This window comes from Taylorella asinigenitalis ATCC 700933 (assembly GCF_000687755.1).
Lineage (GTDB): Bacteria > Pseudomonadota > Gammaproteobacteria > Burkholderiales > Burkholderiaceae_B > Taylorella > Taylorella asinigenitalis.
This window is the reverse complement of the sequence record NZ_JHXN01000010.1, coordinates 1-21660: the sequence shown is the minus strand read 5'-3', so window position 1 is coordinate 21660 and position 21660 is coordinate 1. Positions and strand designations below refer to the sequence as shown.

20 protein-coding genes are annotated in these 21660 nt (G+C 40.7%); 6 read left to right on the top strand and 14 right to left on the bottom strand.

The genetic code is table 11. The features are described from left to right. Positions 1-42: 42 nt before the first annotated feature. The 3 genes from T432_RS07985 to rpsO all read right to left on the bottom strand — a co-directional run bounded on the left by T432_RS07985 (position 43) and on the right by rpsO (position 4382). Positions 43-1614: an invasin gene (locus tag T432_RS07985; protein ID WP_044971186.1), complete on the bottom strand. Its 1572-nt coding sequence runs from the start codon at positions 1612-1614 to the stop codon at positions 43-45. Between the two features lie 151 nt (positions 1615-1765). Continuing rightward, positions 1766-3967: a polyribonucleotide nucleotidyltransferase gene (pnp, locus tag T432_RS0106205; protein WP_028884591.1), complete on the bottom strand. Its 2202-nt coding sequence runs from the start codon at positions 3965-3967 to the stop codon at positions 1766-1768. 145 nt (positions 3968-4112) lie between these two features. Further along, on the bottom strand, positions 4113-4382 hold the full coding sequence (gene rpsO, locus T432_RS0106200) for a 30S ribosomal protein S15 (protein WP_028884590.1): 270 nt from the start codon (positions 4380-4382) through the stop codon (positions 4113-4115). Between the two features lie 153 nt (positions 4383-4535). On the opposite strand from rpsO, the gene T432_RS0106195 reads away from it, so the two are divergent. Beyond that, positions 4536-5084, top strand: a complete 549-nt coding sequence (locus tag T432_RS0106195) for a hypothetical protein (protein WP_028884589.1) — start codon at positions 4536-4538, stop codon at positions 5082-5084. Between the two features lie 31 nt (positions 5085-5115). Here the strand turns inward: T432_RS0106195 and T432_RS0106190 are convergent, their stop codons facing one another. The 9 genes from T432_RS0106190 to T432_RS0106150 form a co-directional block, all read right to left on the bottom strand. Then, complete coding sequence (locus T432_RS0106190) at positions 5116-6459, bottom strand: alanine/glycine:cation symporter family protein (RefSeq protein ID WP_028884588.1); 1344 nt, start codon at positions 6457-6459, stop codon at positions 5116-5118. Between the two features lie 147 nt (positions 6460-6606). Beyond that, a complete protein-coding gene (gene ilvC, locus T432_RS0106185; RefSeq protein ID WP_028884587.1) occupies positions 6607-7623 on the bottom strand; it encodes a ketol-acid reductoisomerase in 1017 nt (338 codons plus the stop codon). Positions 7624-7635: 12 nt separating this feature from the next. Beyond that, a complete protein-coding gene (ilvN, locus tag T432_RS0106180; RefSeq protein ID WP_014111817.1) occupies positions 7636-8127 on the bottom strand; it encodes an acetolactate synthase small subunit in 492 nt (163 codons plus the stop codon). Beyond that, positions 8127-9878, bottom strand: a complete 1752-nt coding sequence (ilvB, locus tag T432_RS0106175) for a biosynthetic-type acetolactate synthase large subunit (RefSeq protein ID WP_028884586.1) — start codon at positions 9876-9878, stop codon at positions 8127-8129. The genes ilvN and ilvB overlap by 1 nt, the downstream gene beginning before the upstream one ends. A gap of 252 nt (positions 9879-10130) precedes the next feature. Continuing rightward, positions 10131-10910: a peroxide stress protein YaaA gene (gene yaaA, locus T432_RS0106170; RefSeq protein ID WP_028884585.1), complete on the bottom strand. Its 780-nt coding sequence runs from the start codon at positions 10908-10910 to the stop codon at positions 10131-10133. Then, a complete protein-coding gene (gene serS / locus T432_RS0106165; protein WP_028884584.1) occupies positions 10904-12241 on the bottom strand; it encodes a serine--tRNA ligase in 1338 nt (445 codons plus the stop codon). Before serS ends, yaaA begins: the two co-directional genes overlap by 7 nt. 32 nt (positions 12242-12273) lie before the next feature. Beyond that, a complete protein-coding gene (locus tag T432_RS07980) occupies positions 12274-13590 on the bottom strand; it encodes a replication-associated recombination protein A (protein ID WP_044971184.1) in 1317 nt (438 codons plus the stop codon). After that, positions 13587-14273 carry an outer membrane lipoprotein periplasmic chaperone LolA gene (gene lolA, locus T432_RS0106155; RefSeq protein ID WP_014111822.1) on the bottom strand — a complete coding sequence of 229 codons (687 nt, stop codon included), beginning with the start codon at positions 14271-14273 and terminating at the stop codon, positions 13587-13589. The genes T432_RS07980 and lolA overlap by 4 nt, the downstream gene beginning before the upstream one ends. 1 nt (position 14274) lies before the next feature. Continuing rightward, complete coding sequence (locus T432_RS0106150) at positions 14275-16701, bottom strand: DNA translocase FtsK (protein WP_028884583.1); 2427 nt, start codon at positions 16699-16701, stop codon at positions 14275-14277. A gap of 63 nt (positions 16702-16764) precedes the next feature. Here T432_RS0106150 and trxB point away from each other — a divergent pair, with 63 nt between their 5' ends. Genes trxB through T432_RS0106130 form a run of 4 tightly spaced genes read left to right on the top strand, consistent with a single transcriptional unit; the run spans position 16765 to position 19391 of the window. Next, a complete protein-coding gene (trxB, locus tag T432_RS0106145; RefSeq protein WP_028884582.1) occupies positions 16765-17727 on the top strand; it encodes a thioredoxin-disulfide reductase in 963 nt (320 codons plus the stop codon). Further along, positions 17717-18505: a Smr/MutS family protein gene (locus tag T432_RS0106140; RefSeq protein ID WP_028884581.1), complete on the top strand. Its 789-nt coding sequence runs from the start codon at positions 17717-17719 to the stop codon at positions 18503-18505. Before trxB ends, T432_RS0106140 begins: the two co-directional genes overlap by 11 nt. Continuing rightward, positions 18502-18960: a DUF441 domain-containing protein gene (locus tag T432_RS0106135; RefSeq protein ID WP_015551297.1), complete on the top strand. Its 459-nt coding sequence runs from the start codon at positions 18502-18504 to the stop codon at positions 18958-18960. Before T432_RS0106140 ends, T432_RS0106135 begins: the two co-directional genes overlap by 4 nt. Before the next feature lie 2 nt (positions 18961-18962). Next, positions 18963-19391, top strand: a complete 429-nt coding sequence (locus T432_RS0106130) for a DUF1841 family protein (protein WP_028884579.1) — start codon at positions 18963-18965, stop codon at positions 19389-19391. Here the strand turns inward: T432_RS0106130 and T432_RS0106125 are convergent, their stop codons facing one another. Further along, complete coding sequence (locus T432_RS0106125) at positions 19392-20411, bottom strand: YeiH family protein (RefSeq protein ID WP_028884578.1); 1020 nt, start codon at positions 20409-20411, stop codon at positions 19392-19394. It lies immediately after the preceding gene. 101 nt (positions 20412-20512) lie between these two features. Between T432_RS0106125 and T432_RS0106120 the strand changes: the two genes are divergently transcribed. Then, the gene (locus T432_RS0106120) at positions 20513-20971 is read left to right on the top strand and encodes a hypothetical protein (RefSeq protein WP_028884577.1); all 459 of its coding nucleotides are present in this window, start codon (positions 20513-20515) and stop codon (positions 20969-20971) included. 88 nt (positions 20972-21059) lie between these two features. Here the strand turns inward: T432_RS0106120 and T432_RS07975 are convergent. Further along, positions 21060-21660, bottom strand: a 601-nt coding sequence (locus T432_RS07975) for an autotransporter outer membrane beta-barrel domain-containing protein (protein WP_028883956.1), incomplete at its 5' end; no start/stop codon positions are given.

Genomic DNA, 21660 nt, shown 5'->3' with positions numbered 1-21660 from the left:
AGTTTTTAGCGATTGCGTTTTCGAGTTGTTTATCCTTCTCTTTTAGTTCTGTAATAGTATTTGAAATACTAGTATTAGACTGTTGGATTTCAGAGATAGTTTGCTCGATTTTAGTATCTCTTTTTGAAGCTCTTTGATTAAATTATCTTGAGAGCCATCTTTTTCTTTCAATTTAGCGATTTCTTGGTCGTGAACCTCATCTTTTTCATGTAAGGGTGTTAAATCAACTGCTGGAGGTTGAGGAGGATTAGGGGGTTGTGGGGGTTGTGGGTCTGAACCTCCAATAGCACTAGCTAATTTTTTTTCTAAGGCTTTAAGTTGTGCGACATTAACTGCGTCTGTATCACTCGAACCCGCAGCTACGTGGGTGATTTGACGGGTTGCATTTTCATTTCCCACAGAGATTTCACCAAGGTTACCTTTAAAGGTATCCTTTACCTTACTATCGGATACTTCCAAATATTTTTCATCACCTAAATAAATATCTGTTGGGGCTGTAAAGACAACACTATCTGGATTTGTGGGTGTGGCAGTAACTCCGTATGTTCTTTTTGTTTCAGATCCAGTACCTAATGCTACAGATTTAAAGGTTTCAGATTTAGCTGAAGCACCAATTGCAACGCCACCGTAAGCGGCTTCAAGAACTTTAGAGGTATATCCGACTACCGTTCCTTTTGTAGAATTAGTTTCGTTAAGACTTCCAATCGATACGGAATATATACCATTTGCTGTGTTATCATAGCCAACAGCTGACGAATATTTTCCATAAGCAAAGTTATCATAACCTATTGCTGAAGCCCCCTCAAACTGAGCATAATTTTTATAACCAACTGCTGTAGTGTATTTTTCAACCGTATTATTTTGGAAACCTAAAGCAGTAGATTTTTCGCCATCTATAAAATTACTATAACCCAGTGCTGTACCAAATTTTGCTGTACCATCTGCTGTATTACCGTATCCAATAGCTATTGAATGTGTAGCACCTTTGTTTATTGTATTTGAATACCCCATAGCCGTAGATTGTTCCGCTAAGGCTTTATTAAAAGCACCAAAGGCATTTGATAGCACAGCTTCAGCTTTATTCTGAAATCCTACAGCAGAAGAACTTTCAGCTAACGCTTTATTTAAATAGCCAAAAGAGGATGAATCTTTCCCTTCAGCAGTATTTTCAACGCCTATAGCTGCAGAGTTTTCGCCTTTAGTTACATTACTTTTCCCAACAGAGGCCGAAAATTTTCCATGAGCGCTGTTATTAAAACCTAAAGCAGAAGACATATATCCAGTTGTTCTATTTTGAGCCCCCAACGCAACTGAATAATCTCCATTACTGGAATTTAAGTAACCTAGAGCTACAGAATTAAATGCTTTCGCATAAGAAGTCAATCCTATAGCTACAGATTTATCATCCATGGCTTTAGTATCTTTACCAATAGCTACTGATTCATTCCCATCAGCAATGTTGTCCTTACCTATGGAAACGGCCTTATTGCCCTCAGCAGTACTTCCTGGGCCAAGTTCATAAGATCCGGTTCCTAACCCAGCAGCACTGCCTGCAAGCGTAATCAAAGCAGATGCGAAAGCTAAGCTTATAGCATTAAATTTAATATTTTTCATAGCATTAATAATTAAATAGATTGAAAATTTGAATTACAAAATTTTACAATTTATTAGATATATATACAATTCATTGAGGCAATTAATTTTTTAAGCATAAAAAAAGGGTGCCCCAAAAGACACCCTTTTCTTCAAAATATGCTAGAAATAACTACTCTGAATCAGATTCATCCTTTTGTTGATCAACAACAGAATCCTTCGCTTCACTCTCTTCCGAATTAGATTCTTTTGCATTTGGGTCAACCAATCCTGGAATTCCACCAATAGCTTTAGCCGATAAACGAATACGTCCACGATCATCAGATTCGATGACTTTAACGTTAACCTTCTGTCCAATCGAAAGCACATCGTTAATATCCTTAATGCGGAAATTCGCAATTTCAGAGATATGCAATAGCCCGTCTTTTCCAGGCAAGATTTGAAGAACACCGCCAAAATCAAGCATCTTAATAACAGTACCCTCGTACACTTTCCCGATTTCTACCTCAGCTGTAAGCTCCTCGATACGTCTTTGAGCTTCTTGTGCCGCTTCCAAATCTGCGCTGGCAATGGTTATGTGTCCATCATCTGTAATTTCAATTTGGCATCCAGTTTCTTCAGTTAATGAACGAATAGTAGCTCCACCTTTACCGATTACGTCACGAACTTTATCTGGATTAATAGTCATACTAATCATGCGAGGTGCAAAAGATGAGAGTTCCTCACGAGAACCTGAAATTGCTTCCCTCATTTTTCCAAGAATATGCATACGACCTTCACGTGCTTGAGCTAAGGCAACTTGCATAATCTCTTTGTTGATACCTTGGATTTTGATATCCATTTGTAAAGCCGTAATACCCTTTTCGGTACCCGCAACTTTAAAATCCATATCACCTAGATGATCCTCATCACCTAAAATATCAGTTAGAACAGCAAATTTATTTCCCTCTTTGATTAGACCCATCGCAACACCTGCAACATGGTCTTCTACTGGGACTCCTGCATCCATCATAGCCAATGAACCGCCGCACACAGAAGCCATAGAAGATGAGCCGTTTGATTCAGTAATTTCAGAAACTAAACGAATGGTATATTGGAAATCATCTTGATTTGGCAATGTAGCTACCAATGCCCTTTTCGCTAATCGGCCATGTCCAATTTCTCTTCGTTTAGGACTACCGAAACGACCGACTTCACCTGTTGCAAAAGGAGGCATATTATAGTGAAGCATAAAGTGTTCGCGAACTTCGCCCATAACAGAATCAACGATTTGTTCATCTTGTTTTGTGCCTAATGTAGCTACAACTAATGCTTGTGTTTCACCTCTAGTAAATAATGCACTACCATGAGTGCGTGGTAATACACCTAATCTTATAGATATAGGTCTTACACTACGTGTATCACGACCATCAATACGTGGTTCACCATTTAAGATTTGACCACGAACAATTGAAGCTTCTAAATCAAACAGTATATTATCGATTTCGACTTCATCTGGAGCATCAGTCTCAGCTTCCTCAGCCTTTTTAGCTAAAGATTCTTTAACTTGAGCAGAAACCTCTTTTAATTTATTTGAACGTAGTTGTTTTTCTCGAATTGAATAAGCCTCTTTTAAAGAAGCTTCCGCTTGTTCACGTACAGCAGAAATAAGTTCTTCATTTTTAGGAGCGGCTACCCAATCCCATTCAGGTTTACCAGCTTGTTTAACTAATTCATGAATAGCGTTGATAGCCAATTGAAGTTGTTCGTGCCCAAACACCACACCGCCGAGCATAACATCTTCTGATAGTTGTTTAGCCTCAGATTCAACCATAAGAACAGCTTGTTCAGTACCAGCAACTACTAAGTCCATTTGGGAATCTTTAATTTGAGATTCAGTTGGATTTAAAACATATTGACCATTAATATAGCCTACGCGAGCTGCACCTAGAGGTCCATTAAAAGGAACACCCGAAATAGCTAAAGCAGCAGAACTACCAATCATAGAGGCAATGTCTGGGTCAATCTCAGGGTCAACAGATAAAACATGAACAATGACTTGAACCTCGTTATAAAATCCCTCTGGGAATAACGGTCTTAAAGGTCGATCGATAAGACGGGAAGTAAGAGTTTCTTTTTCTGTAGGTTTGCCCTCACGTTTGAAATAGCCTCCTGGAATACGACCAGCAGCATAGGCTTTTTCTACATAATCAACTGTAAGAGGGAAAAAATCCTGACCAGCTTTTGCTTCTTTAGCTGCAACTACAGTAGCTAAAACTACTGTACCACCCATAGTAACAACAACTGCACCTGAGGCTTGGCGAGCGATTTCGCCTGTTTCGATAGTGACATCATGGTCACCGTACTTGAAAGAAGTACTGAATTTATTAAACATAAATTTTCCTAAAAAATGCTCTCATCACGTTAATGCACCAAGACACTGTACATTTTGAAAGCGAACTAAAAATCTTCGTAATTTATTATTATATAGCACAAAAAAACCGCTCAACTGAGAGCGGTCTTTCAAAGCAAAAGCTTTATTACTTACGAATACCTAATTCTTTGATAAGTTCAGAATACGTAGATGGCTTGCGATTTTTTAAATAATCAAGAAGTTTACGACGACGGCTAACCATGCGAAGAAGACCACGACGAGAGTGGTGATCTTTAACGTGTTCTTTAAAGTGAGTATTTAACTCATTAATACGGGCTGTCAAAAGAGCAATTTGAACTTCTGGAGATCCAGTATCACCCTCAGCACGTGAAAATTTTGAAATGATTTCTTTAGTATTAATATCTTGAACTGACATATAATTTCCTTATAATTACAAGCGCTTAGGCAAGAAATTATTTATAAAAATTTATCCTAAGCGTGAGATTAATTATGCTTTTTTAAGCGTTTACAAAATTAATCGATTATTTTACTATAAACATATAAGAAAACATAATTTTCTGGTGTTATTATGAACCTTAAACTTATTTCTAGCTTAATTGCAACAGTTGCATTGACTGCATGCACAACGTTTAGGGATATCCCACCAAACAGCAATATTACCGAAGTAAATAAAGTCTTAGGTAATCCTCAGCACTCTTGCCCTATCAGTTCCGATGGTTCTCAATATTATCTGTGGGGAAGTGCTTCAGCAGGTGATGTTGTAGGTGCACAAGTTAATGCAAGTGGTACAGTTGGACCATTCACTGAGGTACACACTGAGAAATCTTTTGCTAGATTAGATACTGGTATTTGGACCCAACAAGATGTTTTATGTTCTTTTGGACATCCCTATGAAATTGAAAGATTAGGATTCGGCGAAAAAAGAGCTCTTATTTGGACTTATCGTTACGAGAAGGATGGCACTTGGCCAGCATTAATGCATGTTTATTTTGGGGGAGATGAAACCAAAGTAACTCACAGACACTCGGGCCCTGATCCTATGTATGAACCCGATTGGGGTTGGCCATATCCATTTTGGGGATTTGGCGTTGGATTCGGATTTGGCTTTGGCTTCTAATAAAAAAGCGACCTATTTGGTCGCTTTCATTTTAAATTAATTCACCTGATTTTCTTTTATCTAAGAAATCCTTAGTTTCTTTAACTACTACACCAGATAGAATAATTAAACCAATTAAGTTCGGTATAGCCATTAAGCCATTAAATGTGTCAGCTAAATTCCAAACTAAATCCAAACTTAAGACCGTACCCATCATAACAGTAGCTACATAAACAAGGCGATAAATGTTTAAAGACCGTTCACCAAAAAGATAAGTTGCACATTTTTCACCGTAGTAACACCAACCCAATATTGTTGAATACGCAAAGAAAACAAGACCGAATGTAACTAAAGCTCCACCAAGGCCAGGAAGCATTGCTTCGAAAGTTGAAGTTGTTAAAGCAGCCCCAGTTTCTCCTCCGATAAACATATCACCCATAACCAATACAATACCAGTAATACTACATACTACTATCGTATCTAGGAATGTGCCTGTCATAGAAATCAATGCTTGACGTCCAGGATGGTCAGTTTTAGCTGCAGCAGCGGCAATAGGTGCAGAACCCATACCAGCTTCATTAGAAAATACTCCGCGAGCAACACCATATCGAATTACTGCATATACCGCACCACCAGCTACAGCCTCTCCTGTAAACGCATCGGAGATAATGCTTTTTATAGCTGGTACTAGTAAATCCACATTGCTAAAAATAATAAACAGTCCGCCTAAAACATATACCACAGCCATAATAGGCACGATAATAGAAGCCGCACGAGAGATAGACTTAATACCACCTAAAACCACAATTGCGGTGAGTACAGTAAGCACTACACCAGTAATCCAAGGATCAATATTTAAACTAGTCTGCACAGAGGCAGCTACAGAATTTGATTGCACCGAACTACCAATCCCAAAAGAAGCCACTATCGCGAAAAATGCAAATAAAACAGCTAACCATTTCATTTTGCACCCTCTTTCAAGATAATACATAGGACCGCCGCTCATCTCGCCCTTTTCATTTACGATGCGGTACTTAACAGCCAAAATCGCCTCCGCATACTTAGTAGCAAGCCCAAATATCGCAGTCACCCACATCCAAAAAATAGCCCCAGGGCCGCCAAGCACTACTGCAGTAGCCACACCCGCAATATTACCCGTCCCGATAGTCGCGGATAATGCAGTCATAAGAGCACCAAAATGAGAAACATCTCCCTCATGCCCATCGCTTTCATCTCTTGAAGTGAAGGCTTGTTTTAATGCAAATGGTAGAAGTCTGAATTGAAGAAAAGCCAGGCGAATCGTATAAAGAATACCTGTCCCTACCAAAAGTGTGAGCATGATGGGTCCCCACACAAACCCGCTTACAGTATTAATAAGCTGATTGAATTGTTCCATATGGACTCCAAAAAAACAATTACTAATTAATACCAAAAAATCTAGAGCTTGTAACTAATACAAAACCCTAATATTCAAATAAAAAACCCGACCAAATCAGGTCGGGTGTTATTTTATGTTTGTGGCAATGCTTTCGCATCCCTCAATTTAATTTTTACTTTGATCAACCAATTTATTTTTCGCAATCCAAGGCATCATCGCACGAAGTTGAGCACCAACCTTCTCGATTTGGTGTTCAGAGTTGATTCTACGACGAGAGGATAAAGTAGGAGCTCCCGCAGCATTTTCAAGGATAAAATTCTTCGCATAGTCGCCTGACTGAATATCTTTGAGGCACTCACGCATTGCCACCTTGCTTTGTTCTGTAATAACTTTAGGACCTGTAACGTATTCACCATACTCAGCATTATTCGAAATTGAGTAATTCATATTTGCGATACCGCCTTCATAAATCAAATCTACGATAAGTTTTAATTCGTGAAGACATTCAAAATACGCCATCTCAGGGGCATAGCCAGCTTCAACCAAAGTCTCAAACCCAGCTTTAATAAGCTCTACTGCACCGCCGCAAAGAACAGCTTGCTCACCGAATAGGTCAGTTTCAGTTTCCTCTTTGAATGTAGTCTCAATAATGCCTGCACGGCCACTACCTATAGCAGAAGCATAAGAGAGGGCAAGGTCGCGTGCTTTTCCTGACTCATCTTGATATACGGCGATAAGAGCTGGTACGCCCCCACCTTGCGTATATGTGCCGCGAACTGTGTGTCCTGGAGCTTTAGGAGCAATCATAACTACGTCAATATCTTTGCGTGGAACAACTTGACCATAGTGAATATTGAATCCGTGAGCAAATGCTAATGTCGCACCCTCACGTAAATTTTCATGAATTTGTTTTTTATATACGTCGGCAATGCTCTCGTCTGGCAATAAAACCATAACTAAATCAGCAGATTTAACGGCTTCAGCAACCTCAGCTACTTTAAGACCCGCATTCTCGGCCTTTTTCCAAGAAGCACCATTTTTACGCACACCAACAACTACATTTACTCCTGAATCGTGCAGATTCAATGCATGTGCGTGGCCTTGTGAACCATATCCAATTATGGCAACTTGTTTACCCTTAATAAAACTTAAGTCGCTATCTTTATCGTAAAAAACTTTCATATTTTCTCCTATTTATAATTTCAAAATTCGTTCTGCTCGTCCAACACCAGTAATGCCCGTTCTTACGGTTTCAAGTATGGCCGAATGATCCAGTGCTTTTAGAAAAGCATTATTTTTTTCCTGAGTTCCAGAGAGCTCAACGGTGTAAGATTTATCTGTCACGTCAACAATATGACCACGGAAAATCTGTGACAAACGCATAACTTCATCGCGCTCTTTCCCTACCGCACGCACCTTAACCAACATAAGCTCGCGTTCTACATATTCCGCATCTGTAAGGTCCACCACCTTTATTACATCAACTATGCGATGCAAATGCTTAGTTATCTGCTCAATTACATCTGCTGACCCCGTTGTAGTTATCGTAAGGCGCGAAACCGAATTATCTTCAGTCGGTGCTACAGTCAAAGTCTCAATGTTATAACCACGAGCTGAAAATAAGCCGACTACACGAGAGAGAGCACCAGGGGCATTTTCAAGCAAAATGGAAAGTATATGTTTCATTATGCCTCTCCTTTAATGCCTAATACTTCACGTGCATGTGTTGGATTTAAGAGCATCTCAGTAAGCCCTTTTCCAGCTTGAACCATAGGCCAAACATTCTCATCTCTATCGGTTAAGAAATTTAAGAACACAAGCCTATCCTTGTATTTTCCAAAAGCCTCACGCATAGCAGGTTCCACATCAGCCTTAGTCTCAATTTGCATACCGACATGCCCATACGCCTCTACCAATTTCACAAAATCTGGCAATGATTCCATATACGATTGCGAGTATCGTTTCGAATACTCAAGCTCCTGCCACTGACGTACCATACCAAGATAGCGATTATTTAAGCATAGAATCTTCGGATTAAAACCATATTGCTTACAAGTAGCCAATTCCTGAATATTCATCTGAATTGAACCCTCACCCGTGATGCATGCAACAGTTGCATCAGGCTTCGCTTTCAAAACACCCATCGCATATGGTAGACCAACACCCATGGTTCCCAAACCACCTGAATTTATCCAATGTCTCGGTTGATTAAAACGATAATGCTGAGCCGTCCACATCTGATGCTGTCCCACATCCGAAGTAATATATGCATCTCCGCCCGTCATTTTGCATAAAGTTTCAAGCACATATTGTGGCTTTATAAGTTGCGATTCACGGTCATATGAGAGTGAGTCTTTAGAACGCCACTCCTCAATTTGCTTCCACCATTGCTCGTTATGAGTGCGATATTTTTCACTAAATCGTCCATCGCTAGCAAGCAATGCATTAAGCTCCAACAGCACCTCACGCACATCTCCAACAATAGGGACATCCGCTTTTACGCGCTTAGAAATTGAAGATGGATCTACATCGATATGAATTATTTTTCGTGGCAATGAATTGTAATTCCGGACATTTCCGATAATACGGTCATCCAAACGAGTGCCTACGGCAATTAGTAAATCACAATTATGCAAAGCCATATTCGCCTCATATGTGCCGTGCATTCCAGGCATTCCAAGATAATTTTTACTATCCGCTCGCACTGCTCCAAGACCCATTAGTGTCAGTGAACATGGTGCATTTGTTAATTCCACAAGTTCCTTAAGCTCAGCCGAAGAATTAGATAGTATCGCCCCACCACCCGCTAAAATTATGGGTCTTTGGGCACTTGCAATTATCTGAGCCGCCTTCTTAATTTGGCCCGCATGCCCTTTCACTACTGGGTTATATGAACGAATCTTAACTTCACTCTCAGGTGGAGAAAATTTGCACGAAGTCATCGATACATCTTTTGGTATATCGATAAGAACTGGGCCTGGCCTTCCTGTGCGAGCAATGTGAAATGCTTTGCGCACAACATCCGCCAAATCTCGCACATCATTTACAAGAAAATTATGTTTAACACATGGTCGCGTAATGCCTATAGCATCACACTCTTGAAATGCATCCTGACCAATAAATTTTGTGCCCACCTGCCCACTAATAACTACAAGTGGAATAGAGTCCATATGCGCTGTGGCAATGCCCGTGACTGCATTCGTAAGTCCCGGACCGCTCGTAACAACACATACACCAACTTGATCAGTTACACGTGCATATGCGTCGGCCGCATGTACAGCTGCCTGTTCATGTCTTACTAATATATGTTCAAAGTGTTTTTGTTTTTGGATGGCGTCGTAGATATAGAGAACTGCACCACCAGGATATCCGAATACGTGCTTCACGCCTTGTTCTGCAAGGCACTCAACCAATATTTCTGCTCCGATAAGTTCCATAAGAAAATCCTTTCATTACTTGCTTTGCGGGCCAACTTACACCTCGTTGAATTAACGCAATCCTCATAGTGCTTAGGTACTCACAGAGCCCCTCCACAAATGAACATCTCGTATTCATCGAAGCATCGACCTACTCCGCAATGCGAAATTCGCTGCTAAAGTACGAAATAGATAAGTACCCTAACAGCTTTTGACCGTTAGGTTACTGTCATAAGTTAATTAGTCTAATTGATGGCGATAAATTAATCAAGGTCAAACCGACCTTCTAAAATAAAAATTGCCCTCATCTGAGGCATCCGCATCAAATGCATACCCCTCAATATCAAAGCCCTGCATGCTTTCAGGCTTCACAATCTTATTATCGATAATAAATCGCGTCATAAGTCCGCGTGCCTTTTTCGCATTAAAGCTAATTATTTTGTACATATCACCACGAAGTTCTTGGAATATACACTTCACGATACGAATCCCAGCCGCCTCTATAGCTTTTGCATCTAAAGCTTTGAAATACTCATCTGATGCAAGATTTACAAGCACATTGGACCCAGACTCATGCACTAAATCGCACAATTGCTTAGTGAGTGACTCTTTCCAGAACTTATATAAATCAGCCCCTGCAGCGTTTTTAAGTTTCGTACCCATCTCTAATCGATGTGGTTGAATTAAATCAAGCGGTCGCAAAACACCATATAAGCCACTTAAAATGGCCACCCTCGTTTGAGCCCAATTTAATTTCCCTTGTGGCAATGCCCTCGCATCCAACCCTTCATACACATCACCGTTATAAGCCAATATCGCTTGTCTGGAATTCTCCAAAGTATGTTTTTTAGTCCATGTCTGATTGCGTTCAAAATTTAATTCCGCTAAAGCCTCACTAATGCCCATAAGCTTCATCAATTCTTTTTCCGAACACTTCTTCAAAATATCCATTAATTCTTTGGACTTCGCAAGATTCATAGGCTCAGTGAACGATTCCGTCTTAAGCGGCGAATCAAAATCAAGACTTTTCGCTGGTGACAATACAACTAACATAATTTTTCGCAGCCCATAAACGCACGCAACACCTCAGGAATTTCAATCTCGCCTTTCTCAGTTTGATAATTTTCCATAACTGCCACAAGAGCACGACCCACAGCCACTCCAGAGCCATTTAACGTGTGAACAAATTCATTTTTGCCTGCTGAGTTTTTAAATCTCGCTTGAAGACGACGTGCTTGAAACGCCTCACAATTAGATACCGATGAAATCTCGCGGAAAGTATTTTGTGAAGGAATCCATACCTCTAAGTCATAAGTTTTTGCTGAGCTAAATCCCATATCTCCAGTACACAACTGCACAACTCTATATGGCAATGCCAACGCTTGCAATATATTCTCTGCATGCCCAAGCATCTCTTCTAAAGCCTCATAAGATTTTTCTGGATGTGCAATTTGCACCATCTCAACTTTATCAAATTGATGCTGACGAATAATACCTCTCGTATCACGACCACCGCTCCCAGCTTCAGACCTAAAGCATGGACTGTGAGCCGTCAATCGCATAGGCAAATCCGCTTCCGCAACAATCGAATTTTTTACTGTGCCTGTGAGTGTAATTTCACTTGTTGATATTAAATATAAATCTTCTTTCTGTTCAGCCACCTCTGAATCAGAATCCATGCCCTCACCACCTTTAGTGACCCAGAACATATCCTCCTTAAACTTAGGCAATTGACCAGTACCAAAAAGTGTAGAACTATTTACGATATATGGCGTATAGCATTCCGTATAGCCATGCTCAGCAGTATGCGTATTTAACATATATTGAGCTAGAGCTCTATGAAGACGTGCGATACCACCTTTCATAAAAGAAAAACGTGATCCCGTAAGCTTTATCGCACAATCAAAATCTAGTCCCAATGGCTCGCCCAAAGTTACGTGATCCTTAGGCTCAAAACCCAATGGCTCCACACCTACAGAGGCTTCTACATAACCGCCACCAGGTAACCATCGCTTAAGCTCAACATTTTGCGATTCATCCGCCCCATCAGGCACAGATGCATGTGGCAGATTTGGAATCCCATGCAACATAGACTCAAGCGACTCTTTGATCCCACTTAATTTCGCTTCCAAAGTCTTTAATTTTTCAGGAATCTCCGCTGCTTGTTTCATTAAATCCGAAGCATCCTCGCCCTTAGATTTCGCCTGCCCTATTTGCTTAGCAATACCATTACGCGAGGCTTGCAATTGCTCAGTTTCAACCTGAACAGCCTTACGCTCCTCTTCCAATTGTTGAAAACGAGCCTCATCAAAACTCACACCTCTGCGTGCAAGCTGAGCCTTCACAAAATCCAAATCTTTGCGTAGTAATGCAATATCTAACATAATCTAAAACGTACGGATGATAAATGACTATTTTAGTCTTTTTTTGTGGCAATGTTCCCGTGCTTCTCCACCCACTCACGGTCAAGCTCTCTTAGTTTTTCTAATTTTTGAGCAATCTGCGACTCAAGTCCCCGCATAACAGGTCGATACCAATTTTGTGCGTGCATACCCTCTGGAAAATAATTCTCTCCTGCCGCATAGCCCTCAGGCTCATCATGTGCATATCTGTATGCAGAACCATAATTCATGTTTTTCATAAGCTTCGTAGGTGCATTGCGTAAATGTAATGGCACCGAACGACTCGTATCCTTAGCGACAAAAGCTTTCGCTTCATTAAAGGCTTTATATCCCGCATTGGATTTAGGGGCCACTGCAAGATAAATCACAGCCTGAGCCAATGCCAACTCGCCCTCAGGACTGCCAAGTCGTTCGAATGTAGCTGCCGCATCATTTGCAATTTGCATGGCACGCGGATCCGCAAGCCCAATGTCCTCCCAAGCCATACGCACAATGCGACGCGACAAATAGCTTACATCAACTCCACCATCAAGCATGCGACAAAACCAATATAACGAGGCGTTCGGATCAGAGCCTCGCACAGATTTATGTAAGGCACTAATTTGATCATAAAAAACTTCACCGCCCTTATCGAATCGCCTAGTATTTTGTGTTAAATACTTCTCAATATGCTCTTTTGTGGCAATGCTCACGCCCTCAACATCTGCCGCTTCAAACACGATCTCTAAATTATTTAAAAATCTACGTGCATCCCCATCAGACCACTGAATTAAAAGTTCCAGTGCCTCATCCTCAAGATAAAATGTCGCATTTTGCTCATTCAATAGTTTTAAAGCCCTAGCATATAGTTGCTTTAGATCCTCAGATGTCAATGGCTCTAAGACATACACTCGTGCCCGTGAGAGCAAAGCCGAATTTACTTCAAATGAAGGATTCTCAGTGGTCGCACCTATAAATGTAAATAGCCCACTTTCAACATACGGTAAAAATGCATCTTGTTGTGATTTATTGAATCGATGAACTTCATCCACAAATAAAATGGTCTTTTGACCTAGATTTTGTGCAGCTTGAGCCGATGCAACCGCATCACGTATATCTTTAACGCCACCCAATACTGCAGAAATCGCTATAAAGTTTGCATCAAAACCATTAGCCATCAACCGAGCAAGAGTAGTTTTTCCGACCCCAGGAGGTCCCCAAAAAATCATAGAGTGGGGACGTCCAGATTTGAAAGCTGTGTATAGAGGTTTTCCAACATCTAGCAGATGCCGTTGCCCTACAACCTCATCAAGGGTTTTCGGACGCAACCTTTCTGCTAGTGGCGAATTCATAGCTTAACTCGATCTACGTTTTTAGGTATGTTTTGAAGTTTAAAAGCTGAAGAACCTTTTGGATTCCCCTCTTTAAGAGAAGTGAATTTAATCGAGGTCATTTTATCGAATGAGTCGAGTATAAGAATTTCTACTGGTTTAGAGTCCACTAAATGTATATCAAGGTACTTCATACCTGAATCGGATTGTTTGGGTGTAGCACGCAACCAGCCTTCTTTTTCGGGTAGATTTGTAAGTTTAAAACTCTCTTCGATTTTAGAATTACCAAATAGAATCGAGGCAGGAGATGTACCGATGGCCTGCTTAACGTTACGTTCAGTAACTTGCAATAAATCTGGATCGTACTGATAAAGTTTTTTTCCATCAGACACTATTTGTTGTTCGAGCGGCTCTTTTACAATCCATAAGAATTTACCTGGACGCTCGAAGATAAATTCACCCTTTTGCAAATCAGATGTTTTTAAAGTTTGCCCTTCTGCAGCACCCCATCCCATAACAACCTGAGCTTGTTCAAAAGTTCCAGAAGCCGACTGAACATTACTTATAAAATTTTTAAGCTGTGATCTAGGTGAAACTGAGATAGAGGTAAACACCAACTCCTCTCCTTGAGTTTGAGCAAATGAAGTTCCCATGTTTAATGTGAACCCAACCACACAAATCAATCCACTCAATAATTTACGCATATCATTCCTCCCCGTTAGGACCAGGTACAAGGACAGTTCGATTATTATTAGATTGCATAGGAGATACGATACCGCTTGATTCCATTTGTTCTAGTAAACGTGCGGCACGGTTGTACCCAATGCGAAGCTGTCTTTGAACAAAAGAGATTGATGCTTTCCTTGAGCTAATAACAATCTCTACAGCCCTATCATAGAGTTCATCCTTTTCACCGTCAATGCCATCAAAGCCCCCACCATCAAATCCGTCAGAGCTTGAAACACCTTCTATGATACCGTCTACATAATCAGGTTCACCTTGTTGTTTGAGAAAATCTACAACACGTGCAACCTCATCATCTGCAACAAACGCCCCATGAACACGAAGTGGAAGTCCAGAACCAGGTGGCAAATAAAGCATATCGCCTTGCCCTAAAAGTGACTCCGCCCCCATCTGATCGAGAATAGTGCGTGAATCAACTTTTGAAGACACTTGAAATGATATACGAGTTGGAATATTTGCTTTAATCAAACCCGTAATTACATCTACACTAGGTCTTTGAGTAGCTAATATTAAATGAATTCCCGCTGCACGAGCCTTTTGAGCAAGCCTTGCGATTAATTCCTCAATTTTCTTACCTGATTGCATCATTAAATCGGCAAGTTCATCAACGATAACCACAATCATTGGAAGAACCTCAAGCGGCTCTGGATCCTCTGGTGTCAATGTAAATGGATTCGTAAGTGGCTCGCCCTTAGCTTCAGCCTCTCGCACTTTATTGTTATACCCAGCTAAATTGCGAGTGCCTACTTTACTCATAACCTTATAACGTCGCTCCATCTCAGACACACACCAATTAAGAGCATTTGCTGCATGAGACATATTTGTAATGACTGGAGCCAACAAATGCTGAATGCCTTCATACACACTCATCTCTAGCATCTTCGGATCAATCAAAATAAGCTTAACTTCGTCTGGTTTCGCTTTATAGAGAATCGATAAAATCATCGCATTAATGCCTACTGATTTACCCGAACCCGTAGTACCCGCAACTAGCAAGTGAGGCATCTTTGCAAGGTCCGCAACAATAGGGTTTCCTGCAATATCCTTACCTAATACAACAGTTAAGAGAGACGGACTTTTATGATAGACCTCAGACCCTATAATCTCGCAGATATTTACGTACTGCCTGCGTGGATTGGGTAACTCAATCCCCATCAAATTTTTACCTAATATAGTTTCGACCACACGAATACGCACAAGGCTTAAAGATCTAGCTAAGTCCTTAGACAGGTTTACAATTTGTGTGCCGCGAACACCAGTTGCGGGTTCGATCTCATATCTTGTGATTACAGGACCTGGCTGAGCGGCCACGACCTTAACATCTACACCGAAATCTTTTAATTTTTTCTCGATAAGTCGTGAAGTAAATTCAATAGTCTCATCTGTAACTGTCTCGACTTCTGCCGATGGAGGGTTAAGCAAATCAATAGATGGCAAATCCACTGATGATGAACCGTTTAAGAATAACCCCTGTTGAGAAACAGCTTTTTTCACTACAATTTTTTGAGGTTTAATCGTAGGCTCATTAGGTGGCAATGCCCCCGCATTCATCCCACCCTTACTTAATTTCGGTTCTATACGAACTTCATCATCTATATCAGAGTCTGATTCGTTTTTAGTACTTAGAATGCTATCGATTGGGTCTGATTTAGTACTTGCGACTTCAGGCTCAGTTTCATCCTCAAACTCAGCTGTTGAGCGTCGGTTCGCAATTGCAGCCTCACCTGCTTTACGATCCGCATTTGCCTCACTGACTTCGGAAAAATAACCAAAAAGCCCTAAAAGACCTGCACCTACCCACTCAAAAATATCAAACCAAGAAAATTTTAAAGCTAAGGATATACCAATCAAAAACACAAATATCATAAAAATATTTGTTGGTATCACGCCTATAAAACTTTGCATTGCTGAGGCCAAACTTATGCCAATTACGCCCCCTGCTCCGCCAGGTAAATTAGAAGAAATATCATGAAACTGCGAGGCTTCAATAATCATGGCCGATATCATGACCATGGCAAAACCAATCCAAATCTCCCACTCCACACGTGGCAATACAAAATCTGGATCTAAAACTAATTTCTGATATGTACGACGGGTAAGGCTTAAACCACGCACCAGTAAAATCAATACGATGAACCACGATGAATAGCCCATCAAATACAAAATTCCTTGAGAAATATAGGCTCCAAAGTAGCCTAAATAATTATGAACATAATCGTTTGAACTAACTGTACTTAACCAACCAGGGTCAGCAGGTGACCATGAAAAAAGCATAAGTCCAAGTCCAAGACTTATGATCATAAAAATTAAACCCTTGATTTCGTTAAGCAACGACCCGAAGCGACTTTGAGGCTTTGGAGCCGGTGGAGATTTCTTAGAGAGTGCCATAATCTAATTTATAATAGTTTGCAAAATATTATAACTAATACAAAATTTATGGAGCACTTAAGAATGTCCGATTTCGTACATGAAAAAGTGGTTGTTTTAGGCTCAGGACCAGCTGGATATACGGCTGCACTATATGCCTCAAGAGCAAATCTAAAGCCCTTACTAATAACTGGACTTCAACAAGGAGGACAACTAACTACTACGACCGAAGTAGATAATTGGCCAGGAGAAGTAGATGGCATTCAAGGACCAGAACTTATGGACAAAATGCTCAAACATGTTCAAAGGTTCGATACAAAAGTTTTATTTGATTCAGTTATCTCCTGTGATTTATCTGCACGCCCTTTTAAATTAAAAACAGATGGAGCAAGAGAGATAAGCTGCGATTCACTAATCATTGCCACAGGGGCGTCAGCTCGTTATTTAGGTCTAGAGAGCGAACAAGAATTTATGGGACGTGGCGTCTCAGCTTGTGCTACATGCGATGGATTTTTTTATCGTGGAAAAGATGTAGCCGTTGTAGGCGGCGGGAACTCGGCAGTAGAAGAGGCACTCTATCTCTCTAATATTTGTAAAACCGTACATCTTATTCACCGACGCGATAAATTTAAAGCCGAACCTATTTTGATTGAAAAATTAATGGCGAAAACTGGTGAAGAAGGAAATATAAAACTTCACTTACATAGCACTCTTAAAGAAGTAAAAGGAGATGCCCTTGGAGTTACTGGCGTGGAGTTGGAATCTACACTTGACTCTAGTAAAAAAGAGCTGGAGGTGAGTGGCGTTTTCATTGCCATAGGGCATACTCCAAATACAAAAATATTTGAGGGGCAGCTGGAGCTGAAAAACGGTTATATCGTGACACGCAAAGGAGGCGAAATTTTCTCCACCATGACATCAGTGGAGGGTGTGTTTGCGGCTGGAGATGTGCAGGATGATATCTATAAGCAAGCGATAACTAGTGCAGGAACGGGATGTATGGCAGCTCTCGATGCACAGGCATGGTTGGAACAAAATGCCCTCTAATAAAAAACAAAGGCTTGGGCTTAAGGATTTAAAGGATTTTAAGGCCTCAAAATCTGCTCAAAGCGAGAACGAGAAAGCACAATCGTCTGACCCCAAGCCTAAGTCCTCTACGAAAGAGCGATCGCAAACTACGAGCACCAAAAAAACAAGCAAAGAGGGGCGAAGCGAAATATCCAAGCAGGTATCTCCACAAAATGTTAAGTTTCAAGTTAATATTTCGCCAGAGGACAAGCTGCTATTTATTAAATCAATTAAAGGTGTCGTAAAACTAGAAAAAGCAAATCGCCACGAAAGAAAACCTCAAGAAAAAAAGCTCACAGAAGTATTCAAAAACAAACGACTTCAAGCAGAAGGACGGATTGAGAAACCTAAGAGATCTCTTAAAGATACAAAACCTCAGAAACAACGCAAGGACATTGCCAAAGTAGTGGACAATTACGGACATGATTTTTATCTTGCTCCATCCATAGGACATGATGTAATCAAGAAATTAAAGCATGGGCATTGGGCTATTGAATCGACCTTGGATTTACATGGATTCACGGAAGATGAGGCATACGAACGGTTTGAGCGATTTATGAGTTCATGTATTATCCATAAGGTGCGTTGTTGCATGGTAATACACGGAAAAGGCTTAGGGTCAAAAGATGGTGTACCTGTATTAAAATCGGCTGTTATGTCTTGGTGTCGGGATAGACCAAGTGTTGCGGCTTTTGTGCCTGCTCCAGAAAGTATTGGCGGCGATGGGGCACTCTTAATTCTAAATAAAATAACATGATAAATTTTCACTTCAATGCGGTTACAGGGCTTTTGATTGCTCTAGTTTTACTTGGGTATTTTGGGCATAACGTAGCGATTGCGATATCTGCACTCGTGCTGTTGATTGTGCAACAGACGGGGTTGGCGGCGGCATTGCCATGGATAAATAAAAATGGCATTAATCTAGGGATTATCATTTTAACGATAGGCGTATTGAGTCCATTGGTTTCAGGAAAAGTATTACTGCCGTCATTAAAAGAATTCTTGGATTGGAAAATTATCTCCGCTATTGCGGTAGGCGTTTTAGTCGCATGGTTTGGGGGTCGCGGGGTAACATTAATGAAGTTTCACCCTACCCTTATTACTGGGCTAATAATTGGAACGCTTATAGGTGTCGCTTTCTTTAGAGGCGTGCCTGTCGGGCCTCTTATCGCAGCCGGTATGCTTTCTCTTTTCGTATCAAGCTCTGAATAATTATGTCTTTATTTAACCCTACGGTCAATCAGGTTCGTGAATTTTTTGTTGGCACTTTTGGGCGCTACGAACGTAACGAGCCACTTGATGCGATGGGCAAATTAGCGATTAAGTGGATCCTTCAGCATCCCGAATATTTTGCTTTGTTGCGCAACCCTGATGCAACGCATGCGGAATTTACGGTTGCGGCTGGGCAGACTAATCCTTTTCTTCATCTATCTATGCATTTATCGATTGAAGAGCAGCTATCCATCGATAGTCCTCGCGGTATACGTGCAGTATTCGAAAAGCTTGCCGCAAAAAAAGGCGAACATGAGGCCCATCACGTTATGATGGAGAGTTTAGGGCAGATTATTTGGGAGTCGCAACGTGCGGGTCGACCCCCTGATCAAGATCGATATTTGGAGCTTCTGACTTTGCGTTCTGAATAGCTACTGAGTGACCAATATCGATGCACCGATATAACAAATCAAAATCAGCCAGCAAAGCATAATAGTCGCAATTATATAAGGCTTAAATCCAGCTTTTTTGAACATATCCTTCTGTATTGATAGCCCTAGGGCGAACATCGCAACGGTGAGTAGAAAATCGTCTATCAGAGCGATTGTTGGAGTAATAGTTTGCCTTATGTTTAGTGGCAATAACGACGCAACTATCACTACAACCAAAAACCAAATTGCGAATACTGGAATAGACTTGCGAATAGATGAAGCCCCTTCAGGAGAGCCAAAATACGCAGAATTCAATCCAAGCATCAGTAAGAATGGAACAAGCATAAGTACACGCAGCATTTTAATAATAACGGTGATTGAGCTTGCTTCTCCGCCTACAGAGAACCCAGCTGCAACCGCATGTGCAACTTCATGCAAACTGCCGCCCATAAAAAAGCCCATCTGAGCCTTTGTAAAACCTAATATGCCTGATTCGTAGACCAAAGGGTAAACAAACATACATGTGGTGCCGAATACGACCACAGTGGCTACAGCAATACCAACTTTCTGACTACTTCCTTTAACAATACTTTCAGTGGCAAGAACAGCTGCAGCCCCACAGATTGCACTTCCTGAGCTTATGAGCGAAGCAGATTGCCTATCCAGACCCATAGCTCGCGAAGCGAAGAAGCCAACAAAAAAAGTAGTAAATACGATAATAAATGCGTAGGCAATGCCTTCGTATCCCACAAGCATTATTTGATCAAGCGTTATCCTAAAACCATACAAAATGATTCCTAGACGAAGAGCCTCTCTAGTACACTTTGCGTAAACGCCGCTTAAAACTACAAGCTTGAGAATGCGGGGAACGATATTACCGACTAAGGCTCCAAGCAAAACTGCAATAATAAGAGGACTTAAATGTAAGGAGTTAATCGGTGGTATATGGGACAGAATCATTGCAACTAAAGCCATACCTAAAACTATTAATGCCGCCCTGATTTTCAAATCCCTAGTCACTTCAAAACCCTCATATTTATAACTAAAAATTATAAGTATATAACTAATAAGAATATAAGTGGCAATGTTAAAATAATTTATTTATTTTCTGTCCGCTCAAAATGAGAAAAATTTATAAATATTTAGGCTTTTTAAGTGTTCAACTCCTGTGTGCTGCTTCTGCTATTTCTCAAGAGAGCGGTTCAAACTTGCAGTCCGATTTTCTCGCAAAATTGTATGTCGCTGTTCTTGAAAGCGGCGGCAAAGCTAAATCTACGGATGTTGTTTATGGAGCGGCCTCAAGTCGATTAAAAGATTCTTTGTTGAAACTTGAGAAATCAACACGCAACGGTAATTCTTGCGGTGTAAAAGAAAATATTATGTGGAATGCGGATAAGCCTGATTTCAATCAATCCATCACATTTAGTGAAATCACAAAAAATATTTTGCTCGCTAAAATCGGAGAATCTGAGGTTGTGATCTGGGATGTGAATTGCTTAAGTTCTGGAGCATGCGAAATTAATGATGTGTATTTAGATGGTGACTCTTTGAATAAAAGCGTAAGTAAGAACTGCAAATAATTTTTTTTTGCATATGATTAAGCCCACCTGAGACGGTGGGCTTTTTTGTATCTTGGGCTTATCGCAAGGGTCCAAAGGACCCTTACTACTACCAACTATACTTAAGACCAATTTGACCTTTGATTCCTGAGCGATCTTTGCTGCCTACATTAGTCTGTACTCTTATATCACCATATAGGTTCAAAGACTTACTCATAGATGCTTGTCCTCCTAAGCCAATCTCTAAGAATGTGCGGTTGAATTTCTCTTCCACATTATCCTTACCGATTTTCACTTTCGGATTTGATGTTATATCTGTGATTAAGTTAGCTGTCATATACACCGAGCTGCCTACTGCAGATGCTTTAGGGGCTAAGTCATATCCCATCCTTACACCAACTCTGCCTCTTAGGGCATTTGCATCCACTCCCTTGACTTCACGAGCTTTGTCTTTAAAGTCATCTAGGCTTAGATGTTGGTAGGCAAGCTGTGCTTGTGGTTCGATAAATCCACCTGCAGTACCAAGTGCAAACTTATGTCCAATCTCTGCCGATAGCAACGCACTCCAGCCGCTTTGATCAACCTTAATACCATTGCGTGCATTGTATTTGTTTTTAAGCTTACTCACTTGTCCTACTAAATCAAAGTACGAACCATTAGGGTTATAGTTAGTGTGATAGACTCCTAGGCTTAGGGCATCTGTTGTGATA